Annotated in this window: 15 protein-coding genes; 11 read left to right on the forward strand and 4 right to left on the reverse strand. The window is 71.4% G+C overall.

Going from position 1 to position 19180, the window contains the following annotated elements:
• Positions 1 to 62 precede the first annotated feature (62 nt).
• The gene (locus tag OG580_RS26005) at positions 63 to 1496 is read left to right on the forward strand and encodes a sugar porter family MFS transporter (RefSeq protein ID WP_267046072.1); all 1434 of its coding nucleotides are present in this window, start codon (positions 63 to 65) and stop codon (positions 1494 to 1496) included.
• A gap of 48 nt (positions 1497 to 1544) precedes the next feature.
• Here OG580_RS26005 and OG580_RS26010 read toward each other — a convergent pair whose 3' ends face one another.
• The gene (locus OG580_RS26010; RefSeq protein ID WP_267046073.1) at positions 1545 to 2516 is read right to left on the reverse strand and encodes an LLM class flavin-dependent oxidoreductase; all 972 of its coding nucleotides are present in this window, start codon (positions 2514 to 2516) and stop codon (positions 1545 to 1547) included.
• A 58-nt stretch (positions 2517 to 2574) separates the two neighbouring features.
• The gene (locus tag OG580_RS26015) at positions 2575 to 4032 is read right to left on the reverse strand and encodes a cytosine permease (protein ID WP_267046074.1); all 1458 of its coding nucleotides are present in this window, start codon (positions 4030 to 4032) and stop codon (positions 2575 to 2577) included.
• 162 nt (positions 4033 to 4194) lie between these two features.
• Between OG580_RS26015 and ftsY the strand changes: the two genes are divergently transcribed.
• Positions 4195 to 5418: a signal recognition particle-docking protein FtsY gene (gene ftsY, locus OG580_RS26020; protein WP_267046075.1), complete on the forward strand. Its 1224-nt coding sequence runs from the start codon at positions 4195 to 4197 to the stop codon at positions 5416 to 5418.
• Positions 5419 to 5504: 86 nt separating this feature from the next.
• Here the strand turns inward: ftsY and OG580_RS26025 are convergent, their stop codons facing one another.
• Entirely contained in the window at positions 5505 to 6158 is a 654-nt protein-coding gene (locus tag OG580_RS26025; protein ID WP_267046076.1) for a bifunctional DNA primase/polymerase, read from the reverse strand.
• A 427-nt stretch (positions 6159 to 6585) separates the two neighbouring features.
• Between OG580_RS26025 and OG580_RS26030 the strand changes: the two genes are divergently transcribed.
• The 6 genes from OG580_RS26030 (at position 6586) to ftsH (ending at position 16507) form a co-directional block, all read left to right on the forward strand.
• Positions 6586 to 8061 (forward strand): hypothetical protein, encoded by a 1476-nt coding sequence (locus OG580_RS26030; protein ID WP_267048131.1) that lies wholly within the window; start codon positions 6586 to 6588, stop codon positions 8059 to 8061.
• 434 nt (positions 8062 to 8495) lie between these two features.
• On the forward strand, positions 8496 to 9842 hold the full coding sequence (locus tag OG580_RS26035) for an ammonium transporter (RefSeq protein ID WP_267046077.1): 1347 nt from the start codon (positions 8496 to 8498) through the stop codon (positions 9840 to 9842).
• Complete coding sequence (locus tag OG580_RS26040) at positions 9839 to 10177, forward strand: P-II family nitrogen regulator (RefSeq protein WP_004924863.1); 339 nt, start codon at positions 9839 to 9841, stop codon at positions 10175 to 10177. The genes OG580_RS26035 and OG580_RS26040 overlap by 4 nt, the downstream gene beginning before the upstream one ends.
• Before the next feature lie 20 nt (positions 10178 to 10197).
• On the forward strand, positions 10198 to 12717 hold the full coding sequence (locus OG580_RS26045) for a [protein-PII] uridylyltransferase (protein ID WP_267046078.1): 2520 nt from the start codon (positions 10198 to 10200) through the stop codon (positions 12715 to 12717).
• Between the two features lie 167 nt (positions 12718 to 12884).
• Positions 12885 to 14438 carry a signal recognition particle protein gene (gene ffh, locus OG580_RS26050; RefSeq protein ID WP_267046079.1) on the forward strand — a complete coding sequence of 518 codons (1554 nt, stop codon included), beginning with the start codon at positions 12885 to 12887 and terminating at the stop codon, positions 14436 to 14438.
• A 143-nt stretch (positions 14439 to 14581) separates the two neighbouring features.
• Entirely contained in the window at positions 14582 to 16507 is a 1926-nt protein-coding gene (gene ftsH / locus OG580_RS26055; RefSeq protein ID WP_267046080.1) for an ATP-dependent zinc metalloprotease FtsH, read from the forward strand.
• A gap of 55 nt (positions 16508 to 16562) precedes the next feature.
• Here the strand turns inward: ftsH and OG580_RS26060 are convergent, their stop codons facing one another.
• Positions 16563 to 17303: a methyltransferase domain-containing protein gene (locus tag OG580_RS26060; protein WP_267046081.1), complete on the reverse strand. Its 741-nt coding sequence runs from the start codon at positions 17301 to 17303 to the stop codon at positions 16563 to 16565.
• A gap of 401 nt (positions 17304 to 17704) precedes the next feature.
• Between OG580_RS26060 and OG580_RS26065 the strand changes: the two genes are divergently transcribed.
• From OG580_RS26065 to OG580_RS26075, 3 genes are all read left to right on the forward strand, one after another.
• Positions 17705 to 18298 (forward strand): hypothetical protein, encoded by a 594-nt coding sequence (locus OG580_RS26065; RefSeq protein WP_267046082.1) that lies wholly within the window; start codon positions 17705 to 17707, stop codon positions 18296 to 18298.
• A gap of 155 nt (positions 18299 to 18453) precedes the next feature.
• A complete protein-coding gene (gene rpsP / locus OG580_RS26070) occupies positions 18454 to 18897 on the forward strand; it encodes a 30S ribosomal protein S16 (RefSeq protein WP_267046083.1) in 444 nt (147 codons plus the stop codon).
• A 2-nt stretch (positions 18898 to 18899) separates the two neighbouring features.
• Positions 18900 to 19139: an RNA-binding protein gene (locus tag OG580_RS26075; protein ID WP_030206382.1), complete on the forward strand. Its 240-nt coding sequence runs from the start codon at positions 18900 to 18902 to the stop codon at positions 19137 to 19139.
• Positions 19140 to 19180: the final 41 nt, after the last annotated feature.

Consider the following 19180-nt stretch of genomic DNA (forward strand, 5'->3'; position numbering starts at 1 on the left):
CGTGGTGAGCGGCGTGATGTTGTGCGCCACTGGAAGGGCTTGCCCCCCACCCAGGAGTCCATGTGACCAGTACCGCGCAGGCGCCCACGCCGCCGCCGTCCGAAGGCCGAGCGGCCCATCCTGACCACCTCGGCCACGTCATCTTCATCACGGCCTCCGCCGCGATGGGCGGCTTCCTCTTCGGCTACGACAGCTCGGTCATCAACGGCGCCGTCGAGGCGATCCGCGACCGCTACGACATCGGCTCCGGCACGCTCGCCCAGGTCATCGCCATCGCCCTGATCGGCTGTGCCATCGGCGCCGCGACCGCCGGCCGGATCGCCGACCGCATCGGCCGCATCCGCTGCATGCAGATCTCCGCGGTGCTCTTCGCCGTCAGCGCCGTGGGCTCCGCGCTGCCCTTCGCCCTCTGGGACCTGGCCTTCTGGCGGGTCGTCGGCGGCTTCGCCATCGGCATGGCCTCGGTCATCGGCCCCGCGTACATCGCCGAGGTCGCCCCCGCCGCGTACCGCGGCCGCCTCGGCTCCTTCCAGCAGGCCGCGATCGTCATCGGCATCGCCATCTCCCAGCTGGTCAACTACGGCATCCTCCAGCTCGCCGACGGGGACCAGCGCGGCGAGATCGGCGGCCTCGAGGCCTGGCAGTGGATGCTCGGCGTGATGGTCGTCCCCGCCCTGCTCTACGGCATGCTGTCCTTCGCGATCCCCGAGTCCCCGCGCTTCCTCATCTCCGTCGGGAAGACCGACCGGGCCAAGGAGGTCCTCGCCGAGGTCGAGGGCCACGGCATCGACCTCGACGCGCGCGTCGAGGAGATCGACCGGGCCATGCGCAGCGAGCACAAGTCGACCTTCAAGGACCTGCTCGTCGCCGGCCGCCGGTTCAAGCTGCTGCCCATCGTCTGGGTCGGCATCGGGCTCTCCGTCTTCCAGCAGCTCGTCGGCATCAACGTCGCCTTCTACTACTCCTCGACGCTCTGGCAGTCCGTCGGCATCGACCCGTCCAGCTCGTTCTTCTACTCGTTCACCACGTCGATCATCAACATCATCGGCACCGTGATCGCGATGGTCCTGGTCGACCGGGTCGGCCGCAAGCCGCTCGCCCTCGTCGGCTCCGTCGGCATGGCGATCGCCCTCGCCGTCGAGGCCTGGGCCTTCTCCGCCGACCTCGTCGACGGCAAGCTGCCCGAGACCCAGGGCGTCGTGGCGCTCGTCGCCGCCCACGTCTTCGTCCTCTTCTTCGCCCTCTCCTGGGGCGTCGTGGTCTGGGTCTTCCTCGGTGAGATGTTCCCCAACCGGATCCGCGCCGCGGCCCTCGGCGTCGCCGCCTCCGCCCAGTGGATCGCCAACTGGGCCATCACCGCGAGCTTCCCGTCCCTCGCGGACTGGAACCTCTCCGGCACCTACATGATCTACACGTTCTTCGCCGTGCTCTCGATCCCCTTCGTGCTCAGGTACGTCAAGGAGACCAAGGGCAAGGCGTTGGAGGAGATGGGCTAATCCCCGCTGCCCCTCTCCTCACCCACGGAACTGCCCCGGCCCGAGGCCCTACGCCTTGAGCCGGGGCAGTACGCCGTCGCAGAACAGCCGCAGACTCCGCCACCCCTCCTCGACCGGCATCCCCCCGCACAGCGGATGCAGCACCAGGCTCTCCAGGCCGAGGGCCACGCACTCCTCCGGTGTCACCACCCGGTACACGCCCTCCGCACGCAGCTCCGCCACCGTCGTCGCCGTCGACCGCACCGCCGAGCGGATGTCCTTCGACTGCCAGGAGGCGTACGTCCGCGCCTCGTGCAGGAAGTGCTCCCCGTACTCCGCCCAGGTCCGGTCCGGATCCTCCGACAGATGCAGCAGCGGCACCTCCTCGGCGGGCATCATCGTCCAGCCCTCGGTGCCGTACTCCGCACACCGCTCCCGGTAGTACGTCTCCAGCTCCGGCAGGTGCGCGCTCGGGAAGAACGGCAGCCCGAGCCGGGCCGCCCGCCGCGCCGCCGCCCGCGACGAGCCCCCGACCAGCAGCATCGGATGCGGCTGGGTGAACGGCCGCGGGGTGACCCGTACCGTACGCCCCTGATACGTGAACGGCTCGCCCTTCCAGGCCGTCAGCAGGGTCTCCAGGAGCAGGTCCTGGAGTTTGCCGCGGCGGCCCCAGTCGACCCCGCGCTCCTCGTACTCCTCCGGCCGGTACCCGATCCCCGCGACCGTCACCAGGCGGCCCCCGCTCAGCAGGTCGAGGACCGCGATGTCCTCCGCGAGGCGCAGCGGGTCGTGCAGCGGTCCGATGATCGCCGAGACGGTCACGGCGATCCGTTCCGTCGCCCCGAAGACCGCACCCGCGAAGGCGAAGGGGGACGGCAGCCAGTTATTGGCGACGCCGTGGTGCTCCTCGGTCTGGACCGTGTCGACCCCGTGCGCGTCGGCGTGGGCGGCCATCTCGACGGCGGCCCGGTAGCGGGCCGCGAGGGAGACGGGGGTCGCGTGCGGGTCGACGAGGTTGAACCGTACGACTGTGAAGGTCATGGGAAGTCCCCCTCCGCTGGTGGGATACCGGCGAAGGGGGACGTTATCTGACGTGGTGTCAGATGGAAACGGTCTCGTGACCCGGAACCGGCTCCGCCGGGACCGTCTCGGGCGTGCGCGGCAGTACGGCGTACAGCGCGCCGGCCACCACGATCGTCGCCGCCCAGCCCAGACCGTTCTCACCGATCCACGACGTGGCCAGCGGACCCGCGAACCAGTCGACCTTCGTGAAGAGCAGGCCCACGAGCAGCGCCACCGCCCACGCCGTCATCGCCTGCCAGGCGAAACCGCCCCGGTACCAGTAGGCGCTGGTCCTGGTGGTGTCCATCAGCGCCACCGCGTCGTACGACTTCCGGCGCAGCATGTCCACGCCGAAGACACCGATCCAGGCCGAGAACGCCACCGCGAGCAGGGTGAGGAAGGAGATGAAGGAGCCGATGAAGCTGGTCGCCACCACCATCAGCAGGAAGCCGAAGACCAGGCTGATCACGGCGTTCACGCTGACCGCCGCGGCGCGCGACACCTTGATGCCCAGGGTCTGCGCCGTGAACCCGGCCGAGTACATCGACATCGAGTTGATCAGCAGCATCCCGAGCAGGGCGATCACCAGGTACGGCACGGAGATCCACATCGGGAGCAGCTCGCCGATGAAGGAGACCGGGTCCTGCGCCGAGGCCAGGTCCGGCGTGGACACCGCCATCACCGCGCCCATCAGCACCATCGGCAGGACCACGATCCCGGCGCCGCCGATGGTCGAGCCGACCATCGCCTTAGAGGAGGCCGTGCGGGGCAGGTAGCGGGTGAAGTCGGGGCCCGACGGGACCCAGCTGATGCCACCGGCCGCGATCGTGCCGATGCCCGCGACCAGCATCGCGGTCGAACCGGCCGGCTTGTCGAAGACCGCGGACCAGTCGGTGTTCGCCACCAGATAGACCAGGACGAGGACGGAGAACGCGCCGAAGAGGTACGTGGACCACTTGCTGCACACCCGCAGCGCGTTGATCCCGAGCCCCGAGACCAGGAAGGTGCAGGTGACGAAGAGCAGCAGCGTCACCACGATGAGGAGGGTGTTCGACTTCACGCCGAAGAGCAGGTCGAGCACGGTCAGCACCGCGTAGGCGCCGGTCACCGCGTTGATGGTCTCCCAGCCCCAGCGGGCCACCCAGATCAGCGCACCGGGAAAGAGGTTCCCGCGCTGACCGAACACCGCCCGCGACAGCGCCATCCCGGGCGCCCCGCCGCGCTTCCCCGCGATCGAGATCAGACCGACGATCCCGTACGAGAGCACGGGCGCGGCGATCGCCACGGTGAGGACCTGCCAGAAGTTCAGGCCGTTGAAGACGATCAGACCGGCGCCCATCGTGAGCAGCAGCACACTGATGTTGGCCGCGACCCAGGTCGGGAAGAGCTCGCGGACCCGACCGGTCCGCTCGGTGTCGGGGACGGGCTCGAGACCGCGGGTCTCCATGGCGCCGTCGTGCGTCGCGCCCGCTTCTTCGGAGGCGTCGTGGGGCATGGGGGTACTCCGTACAGGTGTGGGGGGTCCGAACATCGTACATTCGCGCCCTAACGAGCAAAGGGTGCGTCAGGCCACAGAAGGGGCCGAGGCGCCCTCCGGGTGCGTCGTGCGCTCCGGTACCCGGGGACGCGGGGGAGGTCACGCCATACTGGTCACGTTATGGAACTCATCCTTGCTGTAGTCATCGCTCTGGTCGTCGCGGTCGCCGTGACGAGCGGGCTCGTGATCAGCGGCCGCAAGAAGAAGCAGCTGCCGCCGGCCGAGCCGCCGTCCACCACGCCGACCATCACCGCTCCGCCCGCCGAACCGCACGTCGGCGAGGAGGCGGAGACACCGCGGGAGGAACCACGCCGCACGGTCGAGGAGGTCGAGCTCCCCGCCGAGGAGGCCGTCGAGACGCCGCCCGCCGTCGAGGACCCCGTCATCGCCGCGCCCCCGGCGCCCGAGATCGAGGTCCCCGAACCGACCGCCGGCCGTCTCGTACGGCTCCGCGCGCGGCTCGCCCGCTCCCAGAACTCGCTCGGCAAGGGGCTTCTGACGCTCCTCTCCCGCGAGCGCCTCGACGAGGACACCTGGGAGGAGATCGAGGAGACCCTTCTCACGGCCGACGTCGGCGTCGCCCCCACGCAGGAGCTCGTCGACCGGCTGCGCGAGCGGGTCAGGGTGCTCGGCACCCGCACCCCGGACGAGCTGCGCGCCCTGCTCCGTGAGGAGCTGATCGCCCTCCTCGGCCCCGACCTCGACCGCACGGTGCATACCGAGAGCCCCGCCGACGTGCCGGGCGTGGTCATGGTCGTCGGCGTCAACGGCACCGGCAAGACGACCACCACCGGCAAGCTCGCGCGCGTCCTGGTCGCCGACGGCAAGTCCGTCGTCCTCGGCGCCGCGGACACCTTCCGCGCCGCCGCCGCCGACCAGCTCCAGACCTGGGGCGAGCGCGTCGGCGCCCGGACCGTCCGCGGACCCGAGGGCGGCGACCCGGCGTCGATCGCCTTCGACGCGGTCAAGGAAGGCATCGCCGAGGGCGCGGACGTCGTGCTCATCGACACCGCCGGCCGCCTCCACACCAAGACCGGCCTCATGGACGAGCTCGGCAAGGTCAAGCGCGTCGTCGAGAAGCACGGCCCGCTCGACGAGATCCTCCTCGTCCTCGACGCCACCACCGGCCAGAACGGTCTGATCCAGGCCCGCGTCTTCGCCGAGGTCGTCGACATCACCGGCATCGTCCTGACCAAGCTCGACGGCACCGCCAAGGGCGGCATCGTCATCGCCGTCCAGCGCCAGCTGGGCGTCCCGGTCAAGCTGATCGGCCTGGGCGAGGGCCCCGACGACCTGGCGCCCTTCGAACCGGCCGCCTTCGTCGACGCCCTGATCGGCGACTGACCGCCGCACGCACGCACGCGCGTACGCGTACCCATGGGAGAGGGCCCCCGCCACGAACCGGCGGGGGCCCTCTCACGTACGGACGGTCAGAACCGGGTCCGGTGACAGATGTACGCCAGCGTGCCGAGCAGCAGCCGCGCCTGCGGCGGCGCGCCCGCCGTGTCCAGCGTCGGCGGCCGCAGCCAGCGCACCGGCCCGAGCCCGCCCAGATCCGACGGGGGAGCGGTGACATGGGTGCCGGGGCCCAGACAGTGCAGGTCCAGATCGGCGTCGTCCCAGCCCATCCGGTACAGCAGCTGCGGCAGCTCGGCCGCCGCGCCCGGGGCCACGAAGAACCGCGCCCGGCCGGTAGGGGTCGCGCACACCGGGCCCAGTGGCAGCCCCATGCGCTCCAGGCGCACGAGCGCCCGCAGGCCCGCCGCCTCCGCGACCTCGATCACGTCGAAGGCCCGGCCCACCGGCAGCAGCACCGACGCGCCGGGGTACCGCGCCCATGCCTTGGTCGCGTCGTCGAGACCGGCGCCCGCCGGCACCGGTTCCGCGAAGGCGAGGGGGTGCGCCCCCGGAGCCGTGCACGCCGGATCCCCGCAGGAGCACCGGCCGGAGACGGCCCGTACTCCGGGGACCACGTCCCAGCCCCACAGTCCTGTGTACTCGGCCACCGCTGTGCACTCCGTGGTGCGCACGCGGCGGCGCGAGCCGGACCGCATCTCACGAATGCCGCCGATCGTGAAGCCCATGCCCCCTCCAACGGGTCGAACGCGCCGGTGGTTACGACCCGGAGCGTCGTCGTCACCTTTGGTCACGGTCCGTCGCCTTATGTGGCGTGCGGTCGTGGGCGGGGTGGTGCGGGCCGTCACGCGCGCCTCTCCGCGCATCCGTCCGCCGACTCCGGTTCGTCGCATGTCAAGTGAATCGCGTCCGGCGCGTGGCGAGTTCATTCGAAGGGGTGGCGAATGGTGGCGTTTCTTGAATCGCCCTCACGGGAGGGGTGATCGTAGGATTACTTTCGGTACTCGAACCCCGGGGCCGCTTGCGCGCACGGGTATGCCGGAGGCAACCCGGTTTCCAGTTCGAAGGAGTGAGAACCCCGGACGAGCGGCCGTGTGAGGCGGCATTCTGATAGGGGTTCGCATGACAGGCAATCAGGTGGATGGGGGCGTTCCAGTGGGCGGCAACGGCGCAGACGGTACGACTGCCGGCAAGCGCCCGAACGAGCAGCTGGGCTCGTGGTTCGTGCGCAGCGGCTGGTCCAAGGGCGAACTGGCACGTCAAGTGAACCGCAGGGCGCGCCAGATGGGCGCGCACCACATCTCCACCGACACCTCGCGGGTCCGCCGCTGGCTCGACGGCGAACAGCCTCGCGAGCCCATTCCGCGGATCCTCTCCGAGCTGTTCTCCGAGCGCTTCGGCTCCGTCGTCGCCGTCGAGGACCTCGGCCTGCGCACCGCCCACCAGTCCCCGTCCGTCTCCGGCGTGGACCTGCCCTGGGCCGGCCCCCAGACCGTCGCGCTGCTCAGCGAGTTCTCCCGCAGCGACCTCATGCTCGCCCGGCGCGGCTTCCTCGGCTCCTCGCTCTCCCTCGCCGCGGGACCCGCCCTCATCGAGCCGATGCAGCGCTGGCTGGTGCCCACCCCCGTCACCGACATCGAGCGCCCCGAGTCCCTCGCCGACAGCCGCCGTCCCAACCGGCTCTCCGAGATCGAGCTCGACCTCCTCGAATCCACCACCGCCATGTTCCGCAAGTGGGACGCCCAGTGCGGCGGGGGGCTGCGCCGCAAGGCCGTCGTCGGCCAGCTCCACGAGGTCACCGACCTCCTCCAGGAGCCCCAGCCGACCGCCACCGCCAAGCGCCTCTTCACCTGCGCCGCCGAACTCGCCGAACTCGCCGGGTGGATGAGCTACGACGTGGGCCTCCAGCCCACCGCCCAGAAGTACTTCGTGCTCGCCCTGCACGCGGCCAAGGAGGCCGGGGACAAGCCCCTCGGCTCGTACATCCTCTCCTCCATGAGCCGCCAGATGATCCACCTCGGCAGACCCGACGACGCCCTGGAACTCATCCACCTCGCCCAGTACGGCAGTCGCGACTGCGCCACCCCCCGCACCCAGGCCATGCTGTATGCGATGGAGGCCCGCGCCTACGCCAACATGGGCCAGCCCTCCAAGTGCAAGCGGGCCGTGCGGATGGCCGAGGACACCTTCGCCGACGTCGGCCTCGACGGCGAGCCCGAGCCCGACTGGATCGGCTTCTTCTCCGAGGCCGAACTCAACGGCGAGAACTCCCACTCCTACCGCGACCTCGCCTACGTCGCCGGGCGCTCCCCGACCTACGCCTCCCTCGCCGAACCCGTCATGGAGCGGGCCGTCGAGCTCTTCGAGAAGGACCCCGACCACCAGCGGTCGTACGCCCTCAACCTGATCGGCATGGCCACCGTGCACCTCCTCAAGCGCGAGCCCGAGCAGTCCGTCGTCCTCGCCGAGAAGGCCCTCGGCGTCGCCCGGAGCATCCGCTCCGAGCGGGTCAACACCCGGCTCCGCAAGACCGTCGACCACGCCGCCCGCGGCTTCGGCGACGTCGCCGAGGTCGTCCAGCTCACCGACCGGCTGACCCAGCTCCTGCCCGAGGCCGCCGAAGCGGTCTGACCCCTCCCACGGCCCCTCCCGCGGCTCCGCCCGCCCCTGTGGGCCCCTCCCGACCCCGGCCGCGCCGGACGTCCCGTACTGCCCGACTCGGCTCCCCCGCCGCAAGGTCACACGGACGCCCGGCGCGGCCGGTTCCCCTTTGCGCCTAAACCGGCGCCGCTCTCGCGGATGTGGCTGATCGCCGTCGTGGCTCGTCAATCGATGGTTGCGGTCTTCGAGGGGCGATCTCGGGAGAGGGGTCCGTTACATGCCCGTGACCCAGGCGTTCACGGCCGCGTAACACGCCCCACCCCTTCGTCACCGGTGCGAAACATCGTGCGGCATCGGCGGAAACCGTGCTGCGCGAATCTCTGGCCCATAACCGGCCACCCTCACGGCCGCCGCTCTCTCCGGCCCCGCCCCGCACAGGCCGCCCCGACGACGAGGAGACGCCGATGGCACCAGCCATCACGACCCTGGCAGCAGACGCCCCCGAGCTGTCCGCCGCCAACACCGGGTTCATGCTCATCTGCTCCGCCCTGGTCATGCTGATGACCCCGGCACTCGCCTTCTTCTACGGAGGCATGGTCCGCGTCAAGTCCACCCTCAACATGCTGATGATGAGCTTCATCAGCCTCGGGATCGTCACGATCCTCTGGGTGCTCTTCGGCTTCAGCCTCGCCTTCGGAACCGACTCCGGTTCGATCATCGGCTGGTCCTCCGAGTACGTCGGCCTCAGCGGCATCGGCATCACCGAGCTCTGGGACGGCTACACCATCCCGGTGTACGTCTTCGCCGTCTTCCAGCTGATGTTCGCGATCATCACCCCCGCGCTGATCAGCGGCGCCCTCGCCGACCGCGTCAAGTTCACCGCCTGGGCGCTCTTCATCACCCTCTGGGTCACGATCGTCTACTTCCCCGTCGCCCACTGGGTCTGGGGCTCCGGCGGCTGGCTCTTCGAGATGGGTGTCATCGACTTCGCCGGCGGCACCGCCGTCCACATCAACGCCGGCGCCGCGGCCCTCGGCGTGATCCTCGTCATCGGCAAGCGCGTCGGCTTCAAGAAGGACCCGATGCGCCCGCACAGCCTCCCGCTGGTCATGCTGGGTGCCGGTCTCCTCTGGTTCGGCTGGTTCGGCTTCAACGCCGGTTCCTGGCTCGGCAACGACGACGGCGTCGGCGCCGTGATGTTCGTCAACACCCAGGTCGCCACCGCCGCCGCCATGCTCGCCTGGCTCGCGTACGAGAAGATCCGCCACGGCTCCTTCACCACCCTCGGCGCCGCCTCCGGCGCCGTCGCCGGCCTCGTCGCCATCACCCCGTCCGGCGGTGCCGTCAGCCCGCTCGGCGCGATCGCCGTCGGCGCCGTCGCCGGCCTGCTCTGCGCGATGGCCGTCGGCCTCAAGTACCGCTTCGGCTACGACGACTCCCTCGACGTCGTCGGCGTCCACCTCGTCGGCGGTGTCGCCGGTTCCCTGCTCGTCGGATTCTTCGCCACCGGTGGCGTCCAGTCCGACGCCAAGGGCCTCTTCTACGGCGGCGGCCTCGACCAGCTCGGCAAGCAGGCCATCGGCGTCTTCGCCGTCCTCGCCTACTCTCTGATCGCCTCCGCGATCCTCGCCCTGATCATCGACAAGACGATGGGGATGCGGGTCAGCGAGGACGACGAGGTCTCCGGCATCGACCAGGTCGAGCACGCCGAGACCGCGTACGACTTCAGCGGAGCCGGTGGCGGCGCGTCCTCGCGCTCCACCGCCGTCACCGCCCCGGCCGTCACGGAGAACAAGAAGGTGGACGCATGAAGCTCATCACCGCGGTCGTCAAGCCGCACCGGCTCGACGAGATCAAGGAGGCCCTCCAGGCCTTCGGTGTCCACGGCCTCACCGTCACCGAGGCCAGCGGATACGGACGCCAGCGCGGCCACACCGAGGTCTACCGGGGAGCCGAGTACACCGTCGACCTCGTCCCCAAGATCCGCATCGAGGTCCTCGTCGAGGACGATGACGCCGAACAGCTCATCGACGTCGTCGTGAAGGCCGCCCGAACCGGCAAGATCGGAGACGGCAAGGTGTGGAGCGTGCCGGTCGAGACCGCCGTACGGGTCCGCACCGGCGAACGCGGTCCGGACGCACTGTAAGCACACGAAGGAGCCGCCGGGTGACGAGCCTCGAAGCGCGTACGCAGAACGAAGATTCGGGACCCGGCGGTTATGCGGCGGCCCGGCTGCTCCTCCTCCACGAGAAGGAGCGGTCCGGGCCGCCGCGCCGTGCCGCCCTCGCCCGGCTCACCGACGACTGGCTCGCCGCGCTCTTCGCGGCCGCCACCCCGCCCCGCGGGACCGCCCTCGTCGCCGTCGGCGGCTACGGGCGCGCGGAACTCTCCCCCCGCAGCGACCTCGACCTCCTCCTGCTCCACGACGGTACGGCCGACAAGGCCGCCGTCGCCGCCCTCGCCGACCGGATCTGGTACCCCGTCTGGGACCTGGGCATGGCCCTCGACCACTCGGTCCGCACCCCCGCCGAGGCCCGCACCACCGCCGGCGAGGACCTCAAGGTCCAGCTCGGCCTCCTCGACGCCCGGCACGTCGCCGGAGACGCCGGCCTCGTCGCCGCCCTGCGCACCACCGTCCTCGCCGACTGGCGCAACCAGGCACCCCAGCGCCTCCCCGAACTCGACGAACTCTGCCGCGAGCGCGCCGAACGCATGGGGGAGCTCCAGTTCCTCCTCGAACCCGATCTCAAGGAGGCCAGAGGCGGACTCCGCGACGCCCAGGTCCTCCGCGCGGTCGCCGCCTCCTGGCTCGCCGACGCCCCCCGCGAAGGCCTCGACGCCGCCCGCCGCCGCCTCCTCGATGCCCGTGACGCCCTGCACCTCGCCACCGGCCGGGCCACCGACCGGCTCGCCCTCCAGGAGCAGGACGCGGTCGCCCGCGAGCTCGGCCTCCTCGACGCCGACACCCTGCTCCGCGAGGTGTACGAGGCCGCCCGGGTCATCTCGTACGCCACCGACGTCACCTGGCGCGAGGTCAACCGCGTCCTCAAGGCCCGCTCGGCCCGACCCCGGCTGCGCTCCCTCCTCGGCGGCCGGAACGGCGGCGCCAAGGCGGCCGGCCGAGCGCTCGGCGGCCGGACCGGCGGCGCCCGGGTGGGCGGCGTGAAACCGCCCGTCGAACGCACCCCGCTCGCCGAAGGCGTCGTCGAGATGGACGGCGAGGTCGTCCTCGCCCTCGCCGCCAAACCCGAACGCGACCCCGTCCTCCCCCTGCGGGCCGCCGCGGCCGCCGCCCAGTCCGGCCTGCCGATCTCCCTGCACGCCGTACGCCGCCTCGCGGCCGCCGCCAAACCCCTGCCCGTACCGTGGCCCGCCGAGGCCCGCGAGGAACTCGTCACGCTCCTCGGCGCGGGGGAGGCGACCGTGCCCGTCTGGGAGGCGCTGGAGGCCGAAGGGCTCGTCACCCGGCTGCTCCCCGACTGGGAGCGGGTCCGCTGCCGCCCCCAGCGCAACCCCGTCCACACCTGGACCGTCGACCGGCACCTCGTCGAGACCGCCGTACGCGCCTCCTCCCTCACCCGCCGCGTCGGCCGCCCCGACCTCCTCCTGGTCGCCGCCCTCCTCCACGACATCGGCAAGGGCTGGCCCGGCGACCACTCCGTCGCCGGCGAGACCATCGCCCGCGACCTCGCCACCCGCATCGGCTTCGACCGCACCGACGTCGGCGTCATCGCCACCGCCGTCCGCCACCACCTGCTCCTCGTCGAGACCGCCACCCGGCGCGACCTCGACGACCCCGCCACCGTCCAGTCCGTCGCCGCCGCCGTCGGCACCCTCGGCACCCTGGAACTGCTGCACGCCCTCACCGAGGCCGACGCGCTCGCCACCGGCCCCGCCGCCTGGTCCTCCTGGCGCGCCTCGCTCGTCGCCGACCTGGTCAAACGAGTCGCGGGCGTCCTCGCGGGCGAACCCCTGCCCGACCCCGAGGCCGCCGCGCCCAGCGCCGAACAGGAACGCCTCGCCATCGAGGCCCTGCGCACCGGCGAACCCGTCCTCGCCCTCCGCACCCGGACCGAGCAGCCGCCCGCCCCCGACGCCGACACTCCCGAACCCGTCGGCGTCGAACTCCTCATCGCCCTGCCCGACCAGCCCGGCGTCCTCCCCGCCGTCGCCGGCGTCCTCGCCCTCCACCGGCTCACCGTCCGCGCCGCCGACCTCCGCGCCGTGGACCTCCCCACCGGGATCGGCGCCGGCTCCGGCGCGGTCCTCGTACTCGACTGGCGAGTCGCCGCCGAGTACGGCTCCCTGCCCGAGGCCGCCCGGCTCCGCGCCGACCTCGTCCGCGCACTCGACGGCTCCCTCGACATCCCCGCCCGCCTCGCCGAACGCGAAGCGGCCTACCCGCGCCGACGCGGCCTCACCGCCCCACCGCCCCGCGTCACCGTCGCCGCCGCCGACTCCCGCCTCGCCACCGTCATCGAGGTCCGCGCCCAGGACGCCCCCGGCCTCCTCCACCGCATCGGCCGCGCACTGGAGGGCGCCGAGGTCCGCGTCCGCAGCGCCCACGTCTCCACCCTGGGCGCGAACGCCGTCGACACCCTGTACGTGACCCGCCCGGACGGCTCCCTCCTCCCGGACGAGGAGGCGGTGGACCTGGCCAGGGCGCTGGAGTCGGCCCTGCGGTGACCCGCTGACCCGACGTACCCCCGAACCCGCCCCCGACCCGCCCTCCGGCCCTTTCTGCGACCCGCCCCCGCCCACCGGATCCGGTGGGCGGGGGCACATCCTTCGAGCGGCCCGATACCCTGGAGGGCAATCCGACCGCCCCCGACACCTGAGGACCCGCGACCGCCGTGTTCGATACCCTCTCCGACCGCCTTGCAGCGACCTTCAAGAACCTCCGCGGCAAGGGCCGTCTGTCCGAGGCGGACATCGACGCCACCGCGCGCGAGATCCGTATCGCGCTGCTCGAAGCGGATGTCGCCCTGCCGGTCGTCCGGTCCTTCATCAAGCAGGTCAAGGAGCGCGCCCTCGGGATCGAGGTCTCCCAGGCCCTGAACCCGGCCCAGCAGGTCATCAAGATCGTCAACGAGGAGCTCGTCGCCATCCTCGGCGGCGAGACCCGGCGTCTGCGGTTCGCGAAGACCGCGCCGACCGTGATCATGCTCGCCGGTCTCCAGGGTGCCGGTAAGACCACCCTCGCCGGAAAGCTCGGCGTCTGGCTCAAGGGCCAGGGCCACTCCCCGCTGCTCGTCGCCTGCGACCTCCAGCGCCCCAACGCCGTCAACCAGCTCTCCGTCGTCGCCGACCGCGCGGGCGTGGCCTTCTACGGCCCGCAGCCGGGCAACGGCGTCGGTGACCCGGTCCAGGTCGCGAAGGACTCGATCGAGTACGCGCGGACCAAGATGTTCGACGTCGTCATCGTCGACACCGCCGGCCGCCTCGGCATCGACCAGGAGCTGATGCAGCAGGCCGCGGACATCCGCGACGCGGTCTCGCCCGACGAGGTCCTCTTCGTCGTCGACGCGATGATCGGTCAGGACGCGGTCAACACCGCCGAGGCCTTCCGCGACGGCGTCGGCTTCGACGGCGTCGTGCTCTCCAAGCTCGACGGCGACGCCCGCGGTGGTGCCGCGCTCTCCATCGCGCACGTCACCGGCAAGCAGATCATGTTCGCCTCCAACGGCGAGAAGCTCGACGACTTCGACGCGTTCCACCCGGACCGCATGGCGTCGCGCATCCTCGGCATGGGCGACATGCTCTCCCTCATCGAGAAGGCCCAGCAGACCTTCGACGAGGAAGAGGCCGCCAAGATGGCCTCGAAGCTCGCGTCGAAGAAGGGCCAGGACTTCACGCTCGACGACTTCCTCGCCCAGATGGAGCAGGTCCGCAAGATGGGCTCCATCTCGAAGCTGCTCGGGATGCTGCCCGGCATGGGCCAGATGAAGGAGCAGATCGCCAACATCGACGAGCGGGACGTCGACCGCACGGCCGCCATCATCAAGTCGATGACCCCGGCCGAGCGCCACGACCCGACCATCATCAACGGCTCCCGCCGCGCCCGTATCGCCAAGGGTTCGGGCGTCGAGGTCAGCGCCGTGAAGGGCCTGGTCGAGCGGTTCTTCGAGGCCCGCAAGATGATGTCCCGCATGGCGCAGGGCGGCGGCATGCCGGGGATGCCCGGCATGCCCGGCATGGGTGGCGGCCCCGGCCGGCAGAAGAAGCAGATCAAGCAGGCCAAGGGCAAGCGCAAGAGCGGCAACCCGATGAAGCGGAAGGCCGAGGAGCAGGCCGAGGCCGAGCGCCGCGAGCAGGCGCAGCAGGGCGGCGCCTTCGGCCTCCCGGCGGCGGGCCAGAGCCCGCAGGACTTCGAGCTCCCGGACGAGTTCAAGAAGTTCATGGGCTGATCAGGCCGTGAGAGCGAGGGGCCCGGGGCGGTGTGAAACCGCCCCGGGCCCCTTTTCACTCCTCCGGACCGCCCGCGATGCCGGGTTCCTCCCGTCCTTCGATACTGGGGCCACTGCCGCCCCGAGGAGAGCCGGAGAGCCACGTGGCCAACCCCGTACCCCCGCGCGACCGGACCGACCAGCCCTGGCGCTCGGAAGGGGCCCCGCCGCCCCCGCCGCAGAAGAGGAAGATGCCGGGCGGCTGGGGTGGCCTCATCCTCACCGCGCTCGCCGTGTACCTGATCGCCAACATCGTCCTGTCGCTCTTCAACGAGGGCGACGGACCGACCGTCTCGTACACCGAGTTCAGCAAGCAGGTCGCCGCCGGGAACGTCACCAAGATCTACTCGAAGGGCGACGCGATCCAGGGCCAGCTGAAGGACAAGCAGCCCGAACCCGACGGCAAGGGCGACTACACCAAGTTCACGACCCAGCGGCCCGCCTTCGCCGACGACGACCTCTGGGCTCAGCTGACCAAGCAGAACGTCACCGTCACCGCCGAGCCGGTCGTCCAGGAACGCAGCTTCCTCTCCAACCTCCTCATCTCGCTCGCGCCGATGCTGCTGCTCGTCGTGTTGTGGGTGGTCATCGCCCGCCGGATGAGCTCGGGCATGGGTGGCGCGGGCGGCGGCATGCTCGGCCGGAAGGCCCCGCCCAAGCCCGTCGAGGTGGAGGGCGGCAGGCGCACCACGTTCGCGGACGTCGCCGGCATCGACGAGGTCGAGGGCGAACTCAACGACGTCGTCGACTTCCTGAAGAACCCCGACGCCTACCGCGAGATGGGCGCCAAGATGCCCCGCGGCGTCCTCCTCGCCGGCCCTCCCGGCACCGGCAAGACCCTGCTCGCCCGCGCCGTCGCCGGCGAGGCCGGGGTGCCCTTCTTCTCCGCCTCCGCCTCCGAGTTCATCGAGATGATCGTGGGCGTGGGCGCCTCCCGGGTGCGGGAGCTCTTCGCCGAGGCCCGCAAGGTCGCCCCGGCGATCATCTTCATCGACGAGATCGACACCATCGGCCGCGCCAGGGGCGGCGGCTCGGGCATGGGCGGTCACGACGAGCGCGAGCAGACCCTCAACCAGATCCTCACCGAGATGGACGGCTTCACCGGCTCCGAGGGCGTCATCGTCCTCGCCGCCACCAACCGCGCCGACGTCCTCGACCCCGCCCTCACCCGGCCGGGCCGCTTCGACCGGATCGTCCACGTCAACCCGCCCGACCGGGGCGGACGCGAGGCCATCCTGAAGATCCACACCCGGGCGATCCCGCTCGCCAAGGACGTCGACCTGTCGCACGTGGCCCGTACGACCCCGGGCATGACCGGCGCCGAACTCGCCAACCTCGCCAACGAGGCCGCCCTCCTCGCGGTCAAGCGCGAGCAGACGGCCGTCACCCAGTCCGACCTCTCCGACGCCCTGGAGAAGGTCCAGCTGGGCGCCGAACGGCCCCTGGTGATGCCGGAGGAGGAGCGGCGCCGCACCGCGTACCACGAGAGCGGGCACGCCCTGCTCGGCATGCTCCAGCCCGGCGCCGACCCGGTCCGCAAGATCACCATCGTGCCGCGCGGCCGGGCGCTCGGCGTCACCCTGTCGACCCCCGACGTCGACAAGTACGCCTACACGGAGGAGTACCTGCGCGGCCGGATCATCGGCGCGCTCGGCGGCATGGCGGCCGAGCAGGTCGTCTTCGGCGTGGTCACCACCGGCGCCGAGAGCGACCTGGAGCAGGTCACCGGCATCGCCCGGGGCATGGCCGGCCGCTGGGGCATGAGCGAGCTCGTCGGCCGCCTCACCGCCATCCCGAGCGACGCCCAGCAGGCGTACGGCCTCTCGGCCGCCCCCGCGACGCTCGACACGGTCGACGCCGAGATGCGCCGGATCGTCGACGAGTGCTACGAGAGGGCGGTGCGTCAACTCCGTGACCACCGCGGTCAGCTGGACGCCCTGGCCGCCGCCCTCCTGGCGAACGAGACGCTGGAGGAGGCCGCGGCCTACAGCGCGGCCGGCATCGTCCGCCCCGGCCAGGAGGACTTCTGACCGGAGCGCCGGCGGCGGGGTTCTCGCAACCGCACGGCACCCCGCCACCGGGTGCCTACGGCACCAGGGCGAGCACGTACCGGAAGACGTTCGGCATCCACACCGTCCCGTCCGCCCGTACGTACGGGGCGAGCGCCTCCTCGATCTCCTTCTCCACCTGAGAGGGGTCGGTCGCCCGGACGGCCTCGTCGAACGCGCCCGTCGACAGCAGGCCGCGCACGGCGCTCGCCCCGTCCGCGTACCCGAAGGGGCACGCCACCCGCCCCGAACCGTCCGGCCGCAGCCCCGCCGCGGTCACCAGACCGTCCAGGTCGGTCCGCGACGACGGACCCCGGTCCGCGAGCCGGTCGGCGACCCGCAGCACCGGTTGCGTGGCGCACCGCTCCGGAGGCCCCCACCCCGCGAGGACGACCACCGCACCCGACTGCGCCGTACGGGTGAGCGCCGTGAGCTCCGGGAGGAGTCCGTCCGTCGCGTGGAAGGCGGTGATCACGTCGTACGGGCCGCCCTCCGGAACCCGGTCCGCGATCACCCGGTCCGTGATCACGACGTCCTCCGGGAGTCGCTCCCTGGCCAGCTCCACGCGCGCGTGGTCCCGGTCCACGCCGGCCACCCGCGCGCCCCGCGCCGCCGCCATCAGCAGCGCCAGGCCGGAGCCCGAGCCGAGGCCGAGCAGCCGGGACCGCGCTCCCACACCGACGCGGTCGTACACCGCCTCGTACAGCGGGACGAGCATGCGTTCCTGGATCTCGGCCCAGTCACGCGCGGGGTGGTGCGGGACGAGCGTAGGTGTCATGGAAAGAGCCCCAATCCGTGCCTGGACGACAGCCCCCCGTAGTCAGGGAACTGCGCAACCCCGGCCGCGTCCAGTGCTCGCACCGCACCGATTCGCGCGGGGGGAGGGGCGGTGCGCGCCTGCGTACGCCGACCCGGTAATCTCCCTGCAACACTCACCGGTCCCGTCCCGGTGCCGCCCCGGAAGGTTTCGGGAGCCCCTCACGGGGGCGTGCGCACCACGGGTACACGCCGGGGCGTATGCGCTACTACGCACCAGCTTGACGTCTCCTGCGCGGCTTCTCCGCAGATCGGCGCACTGGCCCTCGTCAGGACGCATCAACGGCAACTGACGGGTACGTGCAAAATATTTGGGTTGCCCCGGAATGGAACCCGGGGGCACATCGGCTCGTTGTACACGACGTGAGCACGACACCACCTGTTCTCGCCGCAGAGCTGGCACAGGCGTGGGCCGACATTCAGCGGCACCACCCCGAGCTGCCCGATCTTGCCGCGCCCGAGTCCCTGATCGGAGAGTCCTCGTCCGCCTGCGGCGCCGAGCTCTCCTTCGAGCGACTGCTCCATGAGGCAGTCCACGGCATCGCCGCCGCCCGGGGGGTCCGCGACACCTCCCGCGCCGGCCGCTATCACAACCGCAGATTCCTCGCGATCGCCGAGGAGATGGGGCTCGACCACCCCGAGGAACCACACGCCAGCAGCGGTTTCTCCCTGGTCACGCTCAACCCGGAGGCGCGGCGGCGGTACCGCCCCACCATCGAGCGGCTCCAGCGGGCCCTCAAGGCGCACATGGTCGCCACCGCGGCCGACACGAAGCGCTCCTTCCGGGGACCGGCCGCCCGGCACGGCTCCTCCGGCGGCGGTGTCCGCGTCAAGGCCGTCTGCGACTGTGGGCGGAACGTCCGCGTGGTGCCGTCCGTACTGGCCCAGGCCCCGATCGTCTGCGGCGGCTGCGGCAAGCCCTTCCGCATCCCGGAGACGGTGGGCGCCGCCGGCTGACCCGGCGGCGTGTGGCACAATGGACAGCTGTACTCGACAGTCGCATAGGACCCCTCTCTCCTCCGGCTGACGCGTCCATCGGGCATCCGAGTACCGCAACCCCACGTGGCATCTCAAAGTGCCCAACCACGTCAAGACCAGGAGACACCACTCCAGTGGCAGTCAAGATCAAGCTCAAGCGCCTCGGCAAGATTCGCCAGCCGCACTACCGCATCGTCGTCGCCGACTCCCGCACCCGTCGGGACGGTCGCGCGATCGAGGAGATCGGCCTCTACCACCCGACGTACAACCCGTCGCGTATCGAGGTCGACTCCGAGCGTGCGCAGTACTGGCTGTCCGTCGGCGCCCAGCCGACCGAGCCCGTCCTCGCCATCCTGAAGCTCACGGGCGACTGGCAGAAGGCCAAGGGCCTCCCGGCCCCCGAGAAGGCGCTGCTCGTCCCCGCCACCAAGGAGGCGAAGCGCGCCTCGTTCGACGAGTTCGCGAAGACCCTCGAGGCCGGCGACGACAAGGGTGAGGCCATCACCCCGAAGGCCAAGAAGGCCGACAAGAAGGCTGACGAGGCCGAGGCCGCGTCGACCGAGTCGACCGAGGCCTGAGCATGCTCGAGGAGGCTCTCGAGCACCTCGTGAAGGGCATCGTCGACAACCCCGACGATGTGCAGGTCGCCTCGCGCAACCTGCGCCGTGGCCGCGTGCTGGAGGTCCGGGTTCACCCCGAAGACCTCGGCAAGGTGATCGGCCGTAACGGCCGCACCGCGCGTGCGCTGCGTACCGTTGTGGGCGCCATCGGCGGCCGTGGGATCCGAGTCGACCTCGTCGACGTGGACCAGGTCCGCTGAACAAGTCGGCCACATCGGTTGAATGATGTGCCGGCACGGGC

The sequence above is a fragment of the Streptomyces sp. NBC_00094 genome (assembly GCF_026343125.1).
In the GTDB taxonomy this organism is placed as follows: Bacteria; Actinomycetota; Actinomycetes; order Streptomycetales; family Streptomycetaceae; genus Streptomyces.